Source organism: Corynebacterium efficiens YS-314, from assembly GCF_000011305.1.
In the GTDB taxonomy this organism is placed as follows: Bacteria; Actinomycetota; Actinomycetes; order Mycobacteriales; family Mycobacteriaceae; genus Corynebacterium; species Corynebacterium efficiens.
The window spans coordinates 2,430,378-2,445,771 of the sequence record NC_004369.1 but is presented as its reverse complement, the minus strand read 5'-3'; the positions used below and the strand labels follow the sequence as shown (position 1 = coordinate 2,445,771).

The window sequence follows — 15,394 nt, the reverse complement described above, 5'->3', positions numbered from 1 at the left end:
TCCCAGGAGACCACCGACCCGATGACCCGCTCCCTCTACTCCGATCTCGCCGGCGAATCCGCCGCGCACCGACACCTCTCCGACGAGGCCTTCCTGACCGGTCTGTTCACCGTCGAAGCAGCATTGTCGGTGGCTGCGGCCCGGGCCGGGGCTCTCAGTGATGCCGAGGCCGCCACGGCGGTGGAGACCATCCGGAACTACCAGCCCGACCTCGAGGAGATCTCGCGACAGTCGGCGGAGGGGGCGAACCCCACCATCCCGGTGGTCAAGGCCCTGAAAGCCATTGATCCCACCGGGATCCACCCGGGCGCGACCAGCCAGGACATCATCGACACCTCCCTCATGCTGTGCCTGAGGGACGCCACCGGGGAGATCATCGCGGACCTGGGAGAACTGGCGGAACTACTGGCGGAACTGACCCGCACGCACCGTGACACCCCGATGATGGCGCACACACTCGGGCAGCAGGCCGTGCCCACCACCGTCGGGTGCATCACCGCGGGGTGGCTCCAGGCCGTCCTGCGCTCCAGGGCTGCCCTGCAGGAGCTCCGCTTCGAGGTCTCCTACGGCGGTGCCGCCGGTACGATGACCGCCACCCACCCGCACGGGTTCGCCATCCAAGATGAGCTGGCCGCGGAACTCGGGTTGCACAATTCAGGCCTGGTCTGGCACAGCGACCGTATCCCGGTCACCACCATCGCCGCAGCCCTGGCCACCGCAGCCGGCGCGGTCCGCAAGATCGCCGGTGATGTCATCTTCCTCTCCGCCTCGGAGATCAGCGAACTGCGCGAGGCACAACCCGGCGGCAGCTCCGCCATGCCCCACAAGGCGAACCCGGCGGCGGCGATCGCCTGCGACGGTTATGCCCGCCGCGTCCCCGGCCTCCTGGCGACGCTTTTCGATGCCCTCGACTGCCGCCTCCAGCGCGGCACGGGAAGCTGGCATGCTGAATGGCAGACCATCCGGGAACTCGCCGCCGCCACCGCATCCGCCGTCGGCAGATGCCGACGCAGCATCGATGGCATCGTGGTGGACACCGGCCGCATGCGTGAACACCTGACCGGCCTGGATGTCGGCCACGCCCCGGAGATCGCCGACCGGGTACTTGAACTCTACGAAGGGAAATAACCGATGAGCCTGTATGACCAGGGCCGCGAGGCCGCCTACGAGACCGGGATGAAAAACCGCCGCGCCGTCCTCGGGGACGCCCACGTCGATGCCGCGCTGGAGAAACAGACCGAGGTCACCCGGCCGTTCCAGGATTTCATCACCCGCACCGCCTGGGGGGATGTCTGGGAACGTGAGGGACTGGACCATACCCAGCGCCGTCTGCTGACCATCGCCATCCTCACCGCCGTGGGCAACCACGGTGAATTGGACATGCACATCCGCGCGGCACTGCGCGCCGGGGTGGATTCCGAGACCATCGGTGAGACCCTGCTGCACACCGCCATCTACGCCGGTGTGCCCAATTCCAACCACGGTTTCAAGTTGCTCAATGATGCCGTTGAGGAGCTCGGGGGCAAGTAACGCCTGACTTTTTCGACACAACCGGGCCATGGGGGAGGGGTTGTGTCGAAATAATCGCGTGTCGGCGGGGGTTGGCCTTCGACTTTTTCGACACCGATGCTCCCCGGGAGCGCCGGTGTGTCGGGATCCTAGATGGCCTCCAGTGCCGTGCCCAGGGCCGCACGCCCATTGACGCCGAACTTCTTGTACACGCGTGTGAGGTGGTACTCCACGGTCTTGGTGGACAGGGAAAGTTCCCGGGCCACCTCGGCATTACTGGCACCCTCGACCACCAGGGCGGTGATCTGTTCCTCCTGCGGGGTCAGTCCCTGCGGGGAGCGGCGGCTGCCACCGAGACCACTGACCCGGCGCTCACCGGCGCAGCGTGCGGCCATGGTGACCGCGCCCATGGCGGTGAAGACCTCCTCGGCGCGGGTGAACATCTCGGCGGCCTGACTGCGCCTGCCCATCCGGCGCAGCACCAGCCCGAATTCGAAGAGGATGCGGGCCTCATAGGCGGGCATGGTCACCGAGGTGATCGCATCGACAGCCTCGGACAGCATCTTCACACCCCGGGCGGCGGCACCGCGCTGGATCTCGATGATCGCGGAGGGCACCAGGTTGCGGGCCCGCAGCGACAGGATCCCGGAGTCCTGCTGGCGCTGCGCACTCTCCTCCATCACCAGTGCCGCGGTGTCCACGCGCCCCGACCGGATCAGGGACAGGGCGTACATGTCCTCCCAGGCCCAGAAACCGGGTTGTTGGGTGTCGGTGTCGTAGACGATGGAGGCCAGGTTGTCACCGGCTGTTGCGGCGGTCCGGGTGTCATAGACCATGGCGGCCACGATCATCCGGCCCATTGCGGCGGGTAGTTTCTGGATCATGAAGGCATCACCGGGCACCGCGATCCTGGACAGGTAGTGCCGTGACAGGTTTTCCTGCCCACTCAGTGCGGCCACCTGCGCGCCGGTCCACAACAGCACCGGCTCCAGGAGTGGGGTGCCGGTGCGGTCGCCGGTGGCCAGGCCCCGTTCGACCACCGCGGCGGCCTGGGGGAACTCACCGAGCACATAGTGGGCACGCGCGAGGAAGGCGGACTGCCACAGTCCGATGAGTTCGGAATCGCCGTGCCGTCGGCGGGACAGGAGTTGTCTGGCCTGGGTGGGATCGTCATAGACCAGGGACAGCCATCCGGTGATGAAATCACGCAGCTGCTGGCCCGTGGCGGTCTCAGGTGTGGGGAGTGCGCCGACGCGTGGCCTGGTGCCGTGTTCCAGGGCGTCGGCAAGCAGACCGAAGGTCGCGGCATCGTGGGAACCGCCATGGGTGGCGAACTCCCGAATTCCCCGGGGATCCCAGCGCGCCACGCTGTGCATGGCGGTCAGCAGTGAGGGAGGGCAGCCGTCGAGAAGCTGTGCGGTGGCACGGGACTGCCCCGCATACAGGCGCAGCTCGGCGCGGTCACCGGGCAGATGGTGGGCGTGGATCCGGGCCAGGTGGAGATTACCCCGGGCGATGTGCTCATCCACCACGGCCTCCGAGGTGCGCCACCCGCTGGTATCCAGGTGGTGGGAGAGCTGACGGGCCACACCCGGTGGGGTGGCGGACCGGACCGCGGCGCGGACCTCCGGCCGGGGGAAACGGACATGGTCGGAGTGCACAACGAGCCGTCCCGCCGCCACCTGCTCATCCAGTTCGGCAGCGAGATGGTCGGGGAGCTCACCGAGTGGGGCGCCGTCCAGGGGGTAGGAGGCCACGACCTGCAGCACTTCCCCGGTGTGTCGTTCCCAGTGCTCGGGGATGATGATGGCCGGTTCGTCCTGGGACCAGTGGTCGAGGGGGGCGGCGTCGACAAGCTCCCGGACCAGATCGGACAGACCCCCGGAGGTGTCGTGGAGGCGGTGGGCGGTGACCGGCGTGCAGCGCCCCACCAGCTGCAGCACCAGCTCGTAGACCTCATCCACCGTCAACGGCGGCAGGGGCACCACATCGGTGGCCTCAGCCAGCCGACGCGTCGAGGTGCCGAGGATGATCACCTGCGGGGTGTCCGGATCGTGGACGACAGCCAGGACCTCGTCGAGGTTGGTGGCGCGGTCCACATGGTCCGCGACGATCACCGTCGGCGTGGTCGGAGGGGTGAAACCCGACAGCGAGGGCAGCGTGAGCACCTGGTGCTCGGTCAACTGCCGGGCCAGCTCCCGGGTGAAATGCTCCCTGTTCACCCCGGCCGGGCCCGTCACCAGGATGAAGCGACTGCGATCCGAGGACGCGATGTCCGCCAGGATCCGCTGCCGCAGCAGAAGACGCCTGGGGAGGAGACCGGTGGTGAGCATGAACTGGGGCACTTCCTAACTATTTTCCCAACTATGGAACTGGATTACCTGAAATGAGCGGCCAGCAGCGCGTTGACCTCCTCCGGGCGCTCGAGGGTGGGCACGTGCGCGCCGGGGGAGAGGACCTCGGCGGTGCCGGGGCCTGAGACACCATCGGCGATGATCTGCAGGGTCTCCGGCGGGGTGGAGGGGTCATCGGCACCGGCGATGGTGAGCACCGGAACGGTGATCTCACCGAGACGGTCGGTGAAGTCCCAGGTGGCCAGGGCCTCACAGGCCAGGGCGTAACCTTCCGCGGGGGTGTCGATGATCATGTGCTCGTAGTTCTCCTTCGACGCGGGGTGGGCCTCGAGCCACCCCGGGGAGAACCACCGCTCGATGACGGCCTGGGACAGCGACGCCGTGCCGTTCTCCCGGGTGGCGGCGGCGCGGTCGTACCAGCCCTGTGGCTCACCGAACTTCGCGGCGGTGCACAGGAAGGCGGCGGCGGTGACGCGGTCGGAGGTGGCGGCCAGGTACTGGGCCACGGCGCCGCCCAGGGACAGGCCGATCACACCGAACTTCTCCACACCCAGCGAGTCGAGGGTTTCCAGGACATCGGTGGCCAGGTCGGCGACGGTGGGGGTGACGTTGACCAGGGGGGAGCTGCCGTGTCCGCGGTGGTCGACGGCGATGACGTGGAAGTCCTTGTGCAGGGCGTCCAGCTGCGGCACCCACATGGCGGTGGTGGACCCCAGGGAACCGATGAATACCAGAGTCTTGTCGTTATCTTCGCCATAGGCGACGTGGTGCAGGATGGTCATGTTTAGTTCTCCTTCTCAAAGACTGCTGCCAGGCCCTGTCCGCCACCGATGCACATGGTGCACAGGCCGTAACGGGTGTCCTCGCGCTGCATGCGGTGGGCGAGGGTGACCACCATGCGGGCACCGGTCGCGCCGACGGGGTGGCCCAGGGAGATGCCGGACCCCAGTGGGTTGAGGCGCTCATCCTCCCAGGTGATGCCCCATTCATCGAGCACGGCCAGGGCCTGGGCGGCGAAGGCCTCGTTGAGTTCGATGGATCCGATGTCGTCGAGGGTCAGGCCGAGGCGGTCGAGGACCTTGCGGGTGGCGGGGACGGGGCCGATGCCCATGGTCTCCGGGGGCACGGCGGCCAGGGCCCAGCCGGCGAGGCGGATCATGGGGGTCAGGCCGAGCTCCTCGGCCTTGGCGCGGGTGGTCACCACGACGGCGGCGGCGCCGTCGTTCTGGCCGGAGGCGTTGCCGGCGGTGACGGTCGCGTCCTCGTCCTGGCGTCCCATGACGGGACGCAGCTTGGCGAGCTTCTCGACGGTGGTATCAGGCCGCGGGTGCTCATCCTGATCGATGACAATCGGGTCGCCCTTGCGCTGCGGGATGGTGATCGGCACGATCTCATCGGCGAAGAGGCCGTTTTCCTGTGCGGCACCGGCGCGCTGCTGGGAGGCGGCGGCCATCTGGTCCTGGGTCTCGCGCGGGATGTTGTACTCGCGGCGGAGGTTCTCGGCGGTCTCGATCATGCCACCGGGGATCGGGTGGTTGCGGCCACCGGCGGTCTCACGTGCCTCGGAGAGACGGTCACGCAGCTGCATGTCGCCGCCCTTGACGCCCCAGCGGATGTCACCGGAGACGGTGTACTCGGTGCGGCTCATGGACTCCGCACCGCCGGCGATGATCAGGTCGGCGGCGCCGGCGGAGATGTGCGCGCCGGCGGTGACGATCGCCTGCAGACCGGAGCCACAGCGGCGGTCCAACTGCAGACCGGGGACGTTCTGGCCCAGCTTGGAATCCAGCGCCACCACGCGACCCAGTGCCGGGGCGGAACCGTTGGGGGAGCCCTGGCCGAGGATCAGGTCATCCACATCGTCACCGGTTAGGCCGGTCTTGTCCACGATGGCATTTACCACCGCGGTGGCCAGTTCCTGGACCGGGACTCCGGTGAAGACACCACCGTAACGGCCCACGGGGGTGCGCAACGGGGAGCAGATGACAATATCTTGGGGATTCATGAAAAAAGCATCCTTACAGGTTTGTGTTGTCTGGTTGTTCTGGACGGCCCGGCTGGTCTAGATGGTGGCAGCCAGGTCCGCGGAGATGGCCCGCGCGGTGTCCAGCAGGTGGGGCAGGAACTCCCGGCGGACATCCTCCACGGAGTTGGAGGCCGACTGGGTGGAGATGTTGATCGCCGCGACCACCTCGCCGTGGGCGTTGGTCACCGGTGCCGCCAGTGACCGCAGACCAGGTTCGAGTTCCTGATCCACCAGTGACCACCCGCGTTGGCGGGTCGCCTCGATCTCATCCCGGATCATCTCCGGCGACAGTGCCCGGGCGGTCAGCTGGACCGGCGGTGTCCGGGTGAGGATGGATTCCATCTCCTCTGGGTCGAGTCCCGCCAGCAGCACGCGCCCCATCGAGGTGGCATAGGCCGGGAACCGGGTGCCCAGGGTGATCGATACCGTCATGATACGCCTGACCGGCACGCGGGAGACGTAGATGATGTCGGTGCCGTCCAGCACCGACATGGAACTGGATTCACCGACCTCACGCGAGAGTGCCTCCAGGCGGGGCTGGGCGATGGCAGGTAGGGTCAGCGCGGAGAGATAACTGGTGCCCAGTTCCAGCACACGGGGGGTGAGCTGGAACTGTGTGCCGTTGGTGACGGCGTAGCCGAGATCTACCAGGGTGTGGAGGAAACGGCGTGCCGTCGCCCGGGAGAGTCCGGTGGCGGTGGCAACCTCGGAGAGGGATTGGGATGGGGAATCCGCGCTGAAACTGCGGATCACGGATAGTCCTCGGGCAAATGACTGCACGAAATCCGGGGAGGTTTGGATCATTCGATCAACTCCTTTTTGTTCGCTCAGCGAACTCTTGTGCATTGGATGAACATTACGATAGCATGGACCGCATGATTGACAAGACCTTTTCATCCACTGCTGAAGCCGTGGCCGATATCCCGGACGGCGCCTCCATCGCCGTCGGCGGATTCGGCCTCGTCGGTATCCCCACCCTGCTCATCAACGCACTGCGTGAACAGGGCGCCGGTGAACTGACCATCATCTCCAACAACTGCGGCACCGACGGCCAGGGACTCGGACTGCTGCTGGAGGATGGCCGGATCGTTAAAACCATCGGCTCCTACATCGGCTCCAACAAGGAGTACGCACGCCGCTACCTCGAGGGTGAGCTCACCGTCGAGTTCACCCCCCAGGGCACCCTCGCCGAGCGCATGCGCGCCGGTGGCGCGGGTATCCCGGCTTTCTACACCACCGCCGGTGTGGGCACCCAGGTCGCCGAGGGTGGCCTGCCCCAGCGTTACAACAAGGATGGCTCCGTGGAGATCTACTCCAAGCCGAAGGAGACCCGTGAATTCAACGGGCAGCTCTACGTCATGGAGGAGGGCATCCGCGCTGATTTCGCCCTGGTCCACGCCCACAAGGCCGACCGCTTCGGCAACCTGGTCTTCCGCAAGACCGCCCGCAACTTCAACCCTGATGCCGCGATGAGCGGCAAGATCACCATCGCACAGGTCGAGCACCTGGTCGATGACCTTGACCCCGATGAGGTGCACCTCCCGGGTATCTACGTCAACCGTGTGGTCCATGTCGGCCCACAGGAAACCGGTATCGAGAACAGGACGGTGTCTAACTAATGACTTGGGATCACAACCAGATGGCTGCACGCGTAGCCCAGGAACTTGAAGACGGCCAGTACGTCAACCTCGGCATCGGCATGCCGACCCTCATCCCGGGCTACCTGCCCGAGGGCCTTGAGGTCATCCTCCACTCCGAGAACGGTGTCCTCGGTGTCGGACCGTACCCGACCGAGGAGGAGCTCGACCCCGAGCTCATCAACGCCGGCAAGGAAACCATCACCGTCAACCCGGGTGCCTCCTACTTCTCCTCCTCCGATTCCTTCGCCATGATCCGCTCCAAGTCCGTCGATGTCGCCGTCCTCGGTGTCATGGAGGTCTCCCAGTACGGTGACCTGGCGAACTGGATGATCCCCGGCAAGCTGGTCAAGGGCATGGGTGGCGCCATGGACCTGGTCCACGGCGCCTCCAAGATCATTGCCATGACCGATCACGTGACCAAGAAGGGTGCCCCCAAGATCCTGGAGGCATGCCGTCTGCCACTGACCGGAGCCAAGTGCGTCGACATGATCGTGACCACCCACGCCGTCTTCGACGTGGATCCGGAGAAGGGTCTCACCCTGGTGGAATGCGCCGATGGTGTGACCGTGGCCGAGCTGCGTGAGATCACCGAGGCCGATTTCGCACTCGGTGAGGGTGTCACCGAATAATCGGATGAACGTCACACGCTGGTGTGATGAACCGTCCAGTGGCCCGCACCCCTCACCGGTTGCCCCGGCGCGATAAGATGGAACAACCCCTCGCCAATATTGTTGGTTAGAGTTGTAAGCGGTAAATCTTTCGATGTGGAAGCGGGTCACACACTCTTATGGCACGAATGCAGGAAAGCGCCGATCTGCTCAAATGCTCTTTCTGTGGCAAGAGTCAGAAACAGGTCAAAAAGCTCATCGCCGGTGGCGCGGTCTACATCTGTGATGAGTGCATCGAGCTCTGCAACGAGATCATCGAAGAGGAACTCGGGCAGGCTCAGGGGCAGGAGGAGGAGCACGGCGAACTCCCCAAGCCGTCGGAGATCTCCGCGTTTCTGGACAAGTATGTGGTGGGCCAGGACCAGGCGAAACGGATCCTCTCCGTTGCGGTGTACAACCACTACAAACGTCTGCGGGCCCATGAGCAGATCGGTGGCCGTCGTCGCCGCGACGAGGAGGACACCGAGCTGATCAAGTCCAACATCCTCCTGTTGGGCCCGACCGGTTCCGGCAAGACCTACCTCGCCCAGACGCTGGCGAAGCTTCTCGACGTCCCCTTCGCCATCGCCGACGCCACCTCCCTCACCGAGGCGGGTTATGTGGGTGAGGACGTGGAGAACATCCTGCTCAAGCTCCTGCAGGCCGCCGACTTCGATGTGGAACGCGCCCAGCGGGGCATCATCTACATCGATGAGGTGGACAAGATCTCCCGCAAGTCGGAGAACCCCTCGATCACCCGGGATGTCTCGGGTGAGGGTGTGCAGCAGGCACTGCTGAAGATCCTCGAGGGCACCGTGGCCGCGATCCCACCCCAGGGCGGACGCAAACACCCCAACCAGGATTTCATCCAGCTGGACACCACCAACATCCTCTTCATCGTGGCGGGTGCCTTCTCCGGTCTGGAGAAGATCATCGGCGAGCGTCGGGGCAAGAAGGGACTCGGTTTCGGTGTGGAGGTCGCCTCGAAGAAGGACGAGGAGAAGGAGGACATCTTCAAGGATGTCCGCCCGGAGGACCTGGTGAAATTCGGTCTTATCCCCGAGTTCATCGGCCGTCTGCCCGTGGTGGCCACCGTGGCCAACCTGGATCAGGAGTCCCTGGTCAAGGTGCTCACCGAACCGCGCAACTCCCTGGTCAAGCAGTACAAGCGTCTGTTCGAGATGGATGACACCCTGTTGACCTTCACCGATGATGCCCTCGAGGCGATCGCTGATCTGGCGCTGGAGCGTAAGACCGGTGCCCGTGGTCTGCGTGCCATCCTGGAAGAGATCCTCGTGCCCATCATGTACGACATCCCCGACCGCGATGATGTCACCGAGGTGGTCATCACCGGTGAGGTGGCCCGTGGGGAAGCCGAGCCCGAACTGATCACCCACACGGCGGAGGAGAAGACCGCCTAGGAGCGTGGGTCGTTAGTCGGTAGCGGGGGACACCAAAATTCGGTTCCCCAGAGCCACCACCGGCCCCGACCCGCCCAGAATCACTCGATCGGACCCCGATATCCGCCCCCGGCAGGAAAGCCGTGGTTCGGGCCACCGGGCCTGCCGGTTTCCCGGCGGGCTCAGGCCGTCTGTCGGAAGGAAAACAGCTTCAACAGGTTATGACACCCCGCCACCAGATCCCACTCCGCCCGAGCCGCCGCCAACCCCCGCAGCACCACGTGCTTGCCCTGCCGCGTGGCGATCTGACCGAACACCGGCTCGATCACTGACTTACGTTTCCCGTACACCGCCTTGCCCCGCTTCGTGCGCAGCCTACGTCCCATCCGCTCCCGTAAGGTGGCATCGTTAGGGATCCTGCCGCGTGGGGCATCCGGGATCTTCTCTCCGTGTTTGACCCGCCCGGTCGCGATGAAAAACTCCGTGTCGTGCGTGTCCTCCAGGCCAGCGACTTCGGTGAGGTTCTTCTTCGAGCAGTACCCGGCATCCATCAACCACCGGGCCGGCCAGACCCCCAATTGCTCAGCCGTGGCCAGCACCATCGGCACCGTCGCACCGACATCGGTGGCGGTGTTACTCAACTCGGTGGCCACGATCACCTGATGCTCAGCATCCACCACCGTCTGCGCGTTATAGCAGTAATCAAACCCACCGGAACTCAGCTTCATGATCCGGGCATCCGGATCCGTGAAATTACGCTGCGCCGAGGGTTTCACCACTGCCGTATCCGCCGCGGCCTGCCCCTTGTCCGCGACCGTGTCGTCATCATCACCCCGGTCCCGTGCCTTGGTTTCCGCCACCTGCCGTGCTTTGTCCGCGGCGTCCTGTTCCAACTGCTGGCGCGCCCGACGCAGCGTTGCCAACCGGGCGGACCGGCTGACCAACTCCTCAGGCAACTCATCACCGCGGGCATCGACCCCGTAACGCTGATCCTCGACCTCATCCGTGGTCGCCGCATCGTTAAGCATCTGCTCGACCTGCTCAGCCAGCTTCTCCTCGGCCGGGACCAGGCGCTGGTAACTCATGGCCTTACGACGGGAGGCATTCGCCTGCACCTTCGTCCCGTCCAACGCAACCGTGCCCAGTTTCACCATGCCCGCTTCCCGGCACAGGGCCAACGCCTGGACAAACACCCCGGCCAACGCCTGAAGGTGGCGGGCCCGAAACCGGCTAAACGCCCGGAAATCCGGGCCTGCGCCAGCGGCGAGCCAGCGAAACGCCACGCTGTCGATACACGCTGTTTCCAGTTTCCGGGAGGACCGTACCCCGGTGCAGTAGCCGTAGAGCATGACCCGCAGCATCATCCGGGGATCATAGGGTGGGCGCCCCTTGGACCGGGTGTAGGAATCATAGAACCCGGTCAGATCCAGTTCCGTGTCGACGAGGTCGGCGATGAACCGGGCGAGGTGGTTATCAGGCAGCCACTCATCCAGCGACGGCGGCAGCAGCATCACCGCGTGGGGGTTGAACGGGGCGAAGCGTTTATCCACCGGCGCTTCCACCGGGTCCGGGGCCGGGACCCGCTGGAGAGTCTCTTCGGGGAACAAGCCATCATCGGATCCACCACTCATGGAGGTTATTATCCCACGTCACCCAGCAGGACCGGGGGGAGACACCCGGGTTCAGGTCACCGACTAAAGACCCACGCTCCTAGGGGGTTCCCCGGGGACGGCCGTCGGTGCAGCCAGTGCTGCGTCGGCGGTCGTTTCTGTCTGTCTGGAGTGCATAAATAGCGGGGTAACGCCGTCCCCGGGCGGGGAAGCCCTGTACGGTCATGCCAGTGGTATCGCCCGGCGTCACCCTGATCATCTCAGGTGGAGGCCCCGGGGCGGCCCAGAGACCCCAGTGCCACCGGTGTCCGGTACAGCCCCCATCGCGGGGGCCGGTACCCCCGGTCACCTGTTCCCCGCGCACGAACCCGTACGAACCCAGGAGAAACCGTTGTTAGATGTCATCACCGGGTTGCCTATCGTCGTGAATTCTCACACTAGCCCAGTGCTAATCCAGGCTGCGCTACCGTGATGAGAATGACTGACCAGCCCGAAATGCCCCGAGGATTCGGCATCGAAGACCTTGACCTGTCGAAAATCGAAGAGGCTTTGACCCCTCGGCTCAACGGTTTTATCTCCTCGGAGAACCTTTACCCGCACGAAGGGACTCGGAAAGAGCCAAAGTTCACCGTTGTCGCTATTTTCAGGCATGAACTGGCCATCGATACTGTCCTCGCCATTGAAACTGACTACGACCCGGGAATCGCATTTGCGGGTTACCAAGTGGTGGGGGCAAGAACACGTTTCCACCGTGATCTCAGTACCTCCGATCTCTACCACGCAGTCGCTTCAATGCTGTGGGTCGATCAACTGGCAGGAGATTATCCGGTGGGTAAAGTCGATTTCGATAATCCGCGTAAGATCACCTGGCCCTTCCATGACGATCATGAAGTTCACCTAGGGACGCTGGAAGAATTAATCGAGTACAGCCAAGCCCTTATCGACAGTGACGACCTGTGGCTGAATGTCGCTTTCGTTGAAGGAAAAGCAGCACTTTTGAAAGGCGATGAGTAGAAAACATTGTTAAACGTCATTACCGGATTCGCCATCATCCTCTCCGTCATCGGGGTGGGACTGCTGCTGGCCAAGGGCGGGGTCATCTCCGACGATAAACAGCGACTGGTGCTCAACCGCATCGCCTTCTACGCCGCGACCCCGGCGCTGTTGTTCTCGGTGGTGGCCAATTCGGACCCGCAGCACCTGCTGTCGCCGGTGATCGTGGTGACGTTCATCGCCACTCTCCTCACCGCCGCCCTCTACTGCGTGATCTCCGCGGTGTTCTTCAAGAAGGACGTTGCGACCACCGCGATCGGCGCGGCGGCGGCATCGTATGTCAACTCCAACAACATCGGCCTGCCGGTGTCCATCTACGTCCTGGGAACGGGCGCCTACGTGGCCCCGGTCCTGGTGATCCAGATGGTGATCTTCGCCCCCATGATCCTCGCGGCTCTGACGACGGGGGAGCAGGGCGGATCGCGGGGGGCGAAGATCTGGGCGGCGTTCCGGGGGTCCATCCTCAGCCCCGTGGTGTTGGCGTCCATCGCGGGACTGGTTGTCAGTCTGACACGGGTGGAGGTCCCGGCGGCCATCATGGAGCCTGCGGTGATTCTGGGCGGGGCGTCGATCCCGTTGATCCTCATCAGCTTCGGTGCGTCTCTGCCGTCGACCAATGTGTTGTCATCGCGCGCCGACCGGGCCAGCGCGATCACGGCCACCGCTATCAAGATCGTGGGCATGCCGGTGATCGCGTGGCTCATCGGCCTGGCCTTCGGGCTGGAGGATGAGGAGATGTATGCCGCCGTTATCCTGGCTGCCCTGCCCGCCGCCCAGAATGTGTACAACTATGCGGCCACCTACCGTCGGGGTGAGATCCTGGCGCGGGACACTGTCTTCCTCACGACGTTCCTGGCGCTGGGCGGCATGCTCGGGGTGGCCTTCCTCTTCGGGCGGTAATCCGCCCTATTCCTCGAACAGGTCGGTATCGAAGGCGTAGATGTCGGTGTCCTGGGTCGGGGCGGTGGAGCTTTCGCGGGTGGTGAGGTAGCTGGAAGACTCGGCATCGGGCAGGTTCGAGGTGAGAAACGCCAGGACCGTGTCCACCACCAGGCGGCGCATGCCCTCGATATTGGAGTCGCTGGTGAGGTCCACATCGTAGATCTGGTCCATGGTCAGCTGGTTGGAGATTCGGAAATATCCTAGTGAGCTGATAAGCACCAGAACATCCTCGGCGGAGATGCCGGGGCGGAATGCGCCGGCATCCTGGCCGAGCATGAGAAGCTTGTCCAGGTTGAGCAGCAGGTTACTCTCGTCGTTGAGGGCGGCTGCGCTCTCCACACCACCGTGGTTGTGGAGGTTTTCTATCAGGATCAGGCGGATGGCCTCGGGGTTGTTGATGATGCAGTTGTAGATCGCCTCCACGATCTTGCGGACACCTTCGACGGGGACCGCGGATTCCAGCTGCATGGCCTCCGCGTCGGGGCGCAGCATGTCCAGGGCGTGGGAGATGGTCTTGACGTACAGACCCTTCTTGTCCCCGAAGTAGTAGTGGATCATGCGCTTGGACATCCCGGACGCCTTGGCGATCTTCTCCAGCTTGGTCTCGTTGAATCCATGCTCGGCGAAGTGGCTCAGCGCGATGGCCACGACATCATCCGGGGTCGCCGCGTGGGCGTTGTCCGGGGTGGCGATGTCGTGGTCATCAGCATGGGGGTCTGCTGAGCCTCGGTCGGAAACGGCCATGATCTCTTCGGTCCTTTCGGGTGACATGGTGGAGAGTGGTCCGCGTTCATGTGAGAAAGCGGAACAAGACGTGGCAGGGTTCACGCCACGGGCGATAAAGGTCATATCTTTAAGTGAAACCCAACCAACACTATCAAATGGTGCCCGAAATTCCCGGGAAATGCTCGTGTACGTCCGCATGATCCTGCTTTCCCACGGGAATCTTTGGGATAGGGGTACAGGAAAGCGGTGAACGGGGGTGGTTATCAGTTCCGCTTACGTGGGGTCATGGCATGCCCAAACACTGGTAGGAACCTGTAACCGTCGATAGCATAGGGGGCATGGTGATTGCCCTGACCCCCAGGGGTGTGATGTTGAAGGGAATCACTGAGAGCACTGACGCTTCTGACAACCCTGTCAGCGCTGGCAGTACTGATAACGCCACGTTCAACCACATAAGGATTGAGGATCATTAATGAATTCCCCCAAGAAGATCACCGTGACCGGAGCCGCCGGCCAGATTGCCTACTCACTGCTCTGGAGGATCGCCAATGGTGAGGTGTACGGCGCAGACACCCCGGTTGAACTCAACCTGCTGGAGATCCCCGATGCACTCGGTGGTGCCGAGGGCGTGGCCATGGAGCTGTCCGACTCCGCCTTCCCGCTGCTGCACAACATCAATATCACCGCGGACCTGAACGAGGCCTTCGACGGCGCGAACGCCGCCTTCCTGGTCGGTGCCAAGCCACGTGGCAAGGGCGAGGAGCGCGCTGCGCTGCTGTCCAACAACGGCAAGATTTTCGGCCCCCAGGGCAAGGCCATCAATGACCACGCCGCCCAGGACATCCGGGTGCTGGTGGTGGGCAACCCGGCCAACACCAACGCGCTGATCGCCATGTCCAACGCCCCTGATGTCCCGCAGTCCCGTTTCAACGCCATGATGCGCCTGGACCACAACCGTGCGATCTCCCAGCTGGCCACCAAGACCGGTCGTCTGTCCTCGGAGTTCCAGGATGTCGTCGTGTGGGGTAACCACTCCGCAGCCCAGTTCCCGGACATCACCTACGCCACCGTCGGCGGCGAGAAGGTCTCCGACCTGGTGGACCATGACTGGTATGTCAACGAGTTCATCCCGCGCGTGGCCAAGCGTGGCGCGGAGATCATCGAGGTCCGCGGCAAGTCCTCCGCCGCATCCGCCGCGTCCTCCGCGGTTGACCATATGCGTGACTGGATCCAGGGCACCGAGACCTGGGCCTCCGCCGCGATCCCGTCCACCGGCGCCTACGGCATCCCCGAGGGGATCATCCTCGGCCTGCCGACCGTATCCCGCAACGGCGAGTGGGAGGTCGTCGAGGGCCTGGAGATCAACGACTTCCAGCGTGCGCGCATCGACGCCAACGTCGAGGAGCTCCAGGGCGAGCGCGAGGCCGTCAAGGATCTGCTCTAACACCGTCGTGAACTGACGTAAAGCTCAACCCCACCTCTTGCGC

Annotated in this window: 14 protein-coding genes; 8 read left to right on the top strand and 6 right to left on the bottom strand. The window is 64.3% G+C overall.

What is annotated here, in order from left to right:
* The first annotated feature begins 21 nt into the window (after positions 1-21).
* Positions 22-1,128, top strand: a complete 1,107-nt coding sequence (pcaB, locus tag CE_RS11385; protein ID WP_006768303.1) for a 3-carboxy-cis,cis-muconate cycloisomerase — start codon at positions 22-24, stop codon at positions 1,126-1,128.
* A gap of 3 nt (positions 1,129-1,131) precedes the next feature.
* Positions 1,132-1,530, top strand: a complete 399-nt coding sequence (gene pcaC / locus CE_RS11380) for a 4-carboxymuconolactone decarboxylase (protein WP_006768302.1) — start codon at positions 1,132-1,134, stop codon at positions 1,528-1,530.
* Between the two features lie 128 nt (positions 1,531-1,658).
* Here the strand turns inward: pcaC and CE_RS11375 are convergent, their stop codons facing one another.
* The 4 genes from CE_RS11375 to CE_RS11360 are packed head-to-tail and all read right to left on the bottom strand — an operon-like array spanning position 1,659 to position 6,693.
* A complete protein-coding gene (locus tag CE_RS11375; protein WP_006768301.1) occupies positions 1,659-3,842 on the bottom strand; it encodes a helix-turn-helix transcriptional regulator in 2,184 nt (727 codons plus the stop codon).
* 44 nt (positions 3,843-3,886) lie between these two features.
* Positions 3,887-4,645 carry a 3-oxoadipate enol-lactonase gene (gene pcaD, locus CE_RS11370; protein WP_006768300.1) on the bottom strand — a complete coding sequence of 253 codons (759 nt, stop codon included), beginning with the start codon at positions 4,643-4,645 and terminating at the stop codon, positions 3,887-3,889.
* A gap of 2 nt (positions 4,646-4,647) precedes the next feature.
* On the bottom strand, positions 4,648-5,868 hold the full coding sequence (locus CE_RS11365; RefSeq protein WP_006768299.1) for an acetyl-CoA C-acetyltransferase: 1,221 nt from the start codon (positions 5,866-5,868) through the stop codon (positions 4,648-4,650).
* Between the two features lie 57 nt (positions 5,869-5,925).
* Positions 5,926-6,693, bottom strand: coding sequence for an IclR family transcriptional regulator domain-containing protein (locus CE_RS11360; protein WP_006768298.1), 768 nt, complete (start codon positions 6,691-6,693; stop codon positions 5,926-5,928).
* 71 nt (positions 6,694-6,764) lie between these two features.
* Here CE_RS11360 and CE_RS11355 point away from each other — a divergent pair, with 71 nt between their 5' ends.
* The 3 genes from CE_RS11355 to clpX all read left to right on the top strand — a co-directional run bounded on the left by CE_RS11355 (position 6,765) and on the right by clpX (position 9,597).
* On the top strand, positions 6,765-7,508 hold the full coding sequence (locus tag CE_RS11355; RefSeq protein ID WP_035108993.1) for a CoA transferase subunit A: 744 nt from the start codon (positions 6,765-6,767) through the stop codon (positions 7,506-7,508).
* The gene (locus CE_RS11350; RefSeq protein ID WP_006768296.1) at positions 7,508-8,158 is read left to right on the top strand and encodes a CoA transferase subunit B; all 651 of its coding nucleotides are present in this window, start codon (positions 7,508-7,510) and stop codon (positions 8,156-8,158) included. The genes CE_RS11355 and CE_RS11350 overlap by 1 nt, the downstream gene beginning before the upstream one ends.
* A 158-nt stretch (positions 8,159-8,316) precedes the next feature.
* Positions 8,317-9,597, top strand: a complete 1,281-nt coding sequence (gene clpX / locus CE_RS11345) for an ATP-dependent Clp protease ATP-binding subunit ClpX (RefSeq protein ID WP_011075854.1) — start codon at positions 8,317-8,319, stop codon at positions 9,595-9,597.
* Between the two features lie 161 nt (positions 9,598-9,758).
* Here the strand turns inward: clpX and CE_RS11340 are convergent, their stop codons facing one another.
* Positions 9,759-11,207 (bottom strand): IS1182-like element ISCef1 family transposase, encoded by a 1,449-nt coding sequence (locus tag CE_RS11340; protein ID WP_006770545.1) that lies wholly within the window; start codon positions 11,205-11,207, stop codon positions 9,759-9,761.
* A gap of 456 nt (positions 11,208-11,663) precedes the next feature.
* Between CE_RS11340 and CE_RS11335 the strand changes: the two genes are divergently transcribed.
* On the top strand, positions 11,664-12,200 hold the full coding sequence (locus tag CE_RS11335; protein ID WP_143758466.1) for a hypothetical protein: 537 nt from the start codon (positions 11,664-11,666) through the stop codon (positions 12,198-12,200).
* 6 nt (positions 12,201-12,206) lie between these two features.
* Complete coding sequence (locus CE_RS11330; protein ID WP_006768292.1) at positions 12,207-13,139, top strand: AEC family transporter; 933 nt, start codon at positions 12,207-12,209, stop codon at positions 13,137-13,139.
* Positions 13,140-13,145: 6 nt separating this feature from the next.
* Here the strand turns inward: CE_RS11330 and CE_RS11325 are convergent, their stop codons facing one another.
* A complete protein-coding gene (locus CE_RS11325) occupies positions 13,146-13,925 on the bottom strand; it encodes a TetR/AcrR family transcriptional regulator (protein ID WP_035108988.1) in 780 nt (259 codons plus the stop codon).
* Positions 13,926-14,379: 454 nt separating this feature from the next.
* Between CE_RS11325 and CE_RS11320 the strand changes: the two genes are divergently transcribed.
* Complete coding sequence (locus CE_RS11320) at positions 14,380-15,351, top strand: malate dehydrogenase (RefSeq protein WP_006768289.1); 972 nt, start codon at positions 14,380-14,382, stop codon at positions 15,349-15,351.
* Positions 15,352-15,394 lie beyond the last annotated feature (43 nt).

Coding starts and splice junctions, on each gene's coding strand:
- pcaB (WP_006768303.1), top strand. CDS start 22: ATGACCCGCTCCCTCTACTCCGATCTCGCCGGCGAATCCGCCGCGCAC.
- pcaC (WP_006768302.1), top strand. CDS start 1,132: ATGAGCCTGTATGACCAGGGCCGCGAGGCCGCCTACGAGACCGGGATG.
- CE_RS11375 (WP_006768301.1), bottom strand. CDS start 3,842: ATGCTCACCACCGGTCTCCTCCCCAGGCGTCTTCTGCTGCGGCAGCGG.
- pcaD (WP_006768300.1), bottom strand. CDS start 4,645: ATGACCATCCTGCACCACGTCGCCTATGGCGAAGATAACGACAAGACT.
- CE_RS11365 (WP_006768299.1), bottom strand. CDS start 5,868: ATGAATCCCCAAGATATTGTCATCTGCTCCCCGTTGCGCACCCCCGTG.
- CE_RS11360 (WP_006768298.1), bottom strand. CDS start 6,693: ATGATCCAAACCTCCCCGGATTTCGTGCAGTCATTTGCCCGAGGACTA.
- CE_RS11355 (WP_035108993.1), top strand. CDS start 6,765: ATGATTGACAAGACCTTTTCATCCACTGCTGAAGCCGTGGCCGATATC.
- CE_RS11350 (WP_006768296.1), top strand. CDS start 7,508: ATGACTTGGGATCACAACCAGATGGCTGCACGCGTAGCCCAGGAACTT.
- clpX (WP_011075854.1), top strand. CDS start 8,317: ATGGCACGAATGCAGGAAAGCGCCGATCTGCTCAAATGCTCTTTCTGT.
- CE_RS11340 (WP_006770545.1), bottom strand. CDS start 11,207: ATGAGTGGTGGATCCGATGATGGCTTGTTCCCCGAAGAGACTCTCCAG.
- CE_RS11335 (WP_143758466.1), top strand. CDS start 11,664: ATGACTGACCAGCCCGAAATGCCCCGAGGATTCGGCATCGAAGACCTT.
- CE_RS11325 (WP_035108988.1), bottom strand. CDS start 13,925: ATGGCCGTTTCCGACCGAGGCTCAGCAGACCCCCATGCTGATGACCAC.
- CE_RS11320 (WP_006768289.1), top strand. CDS start 14,380: ATGAATTCCCCCAAGAAGATCACCGTGACCGGAGCCGCCGGCCAGATT.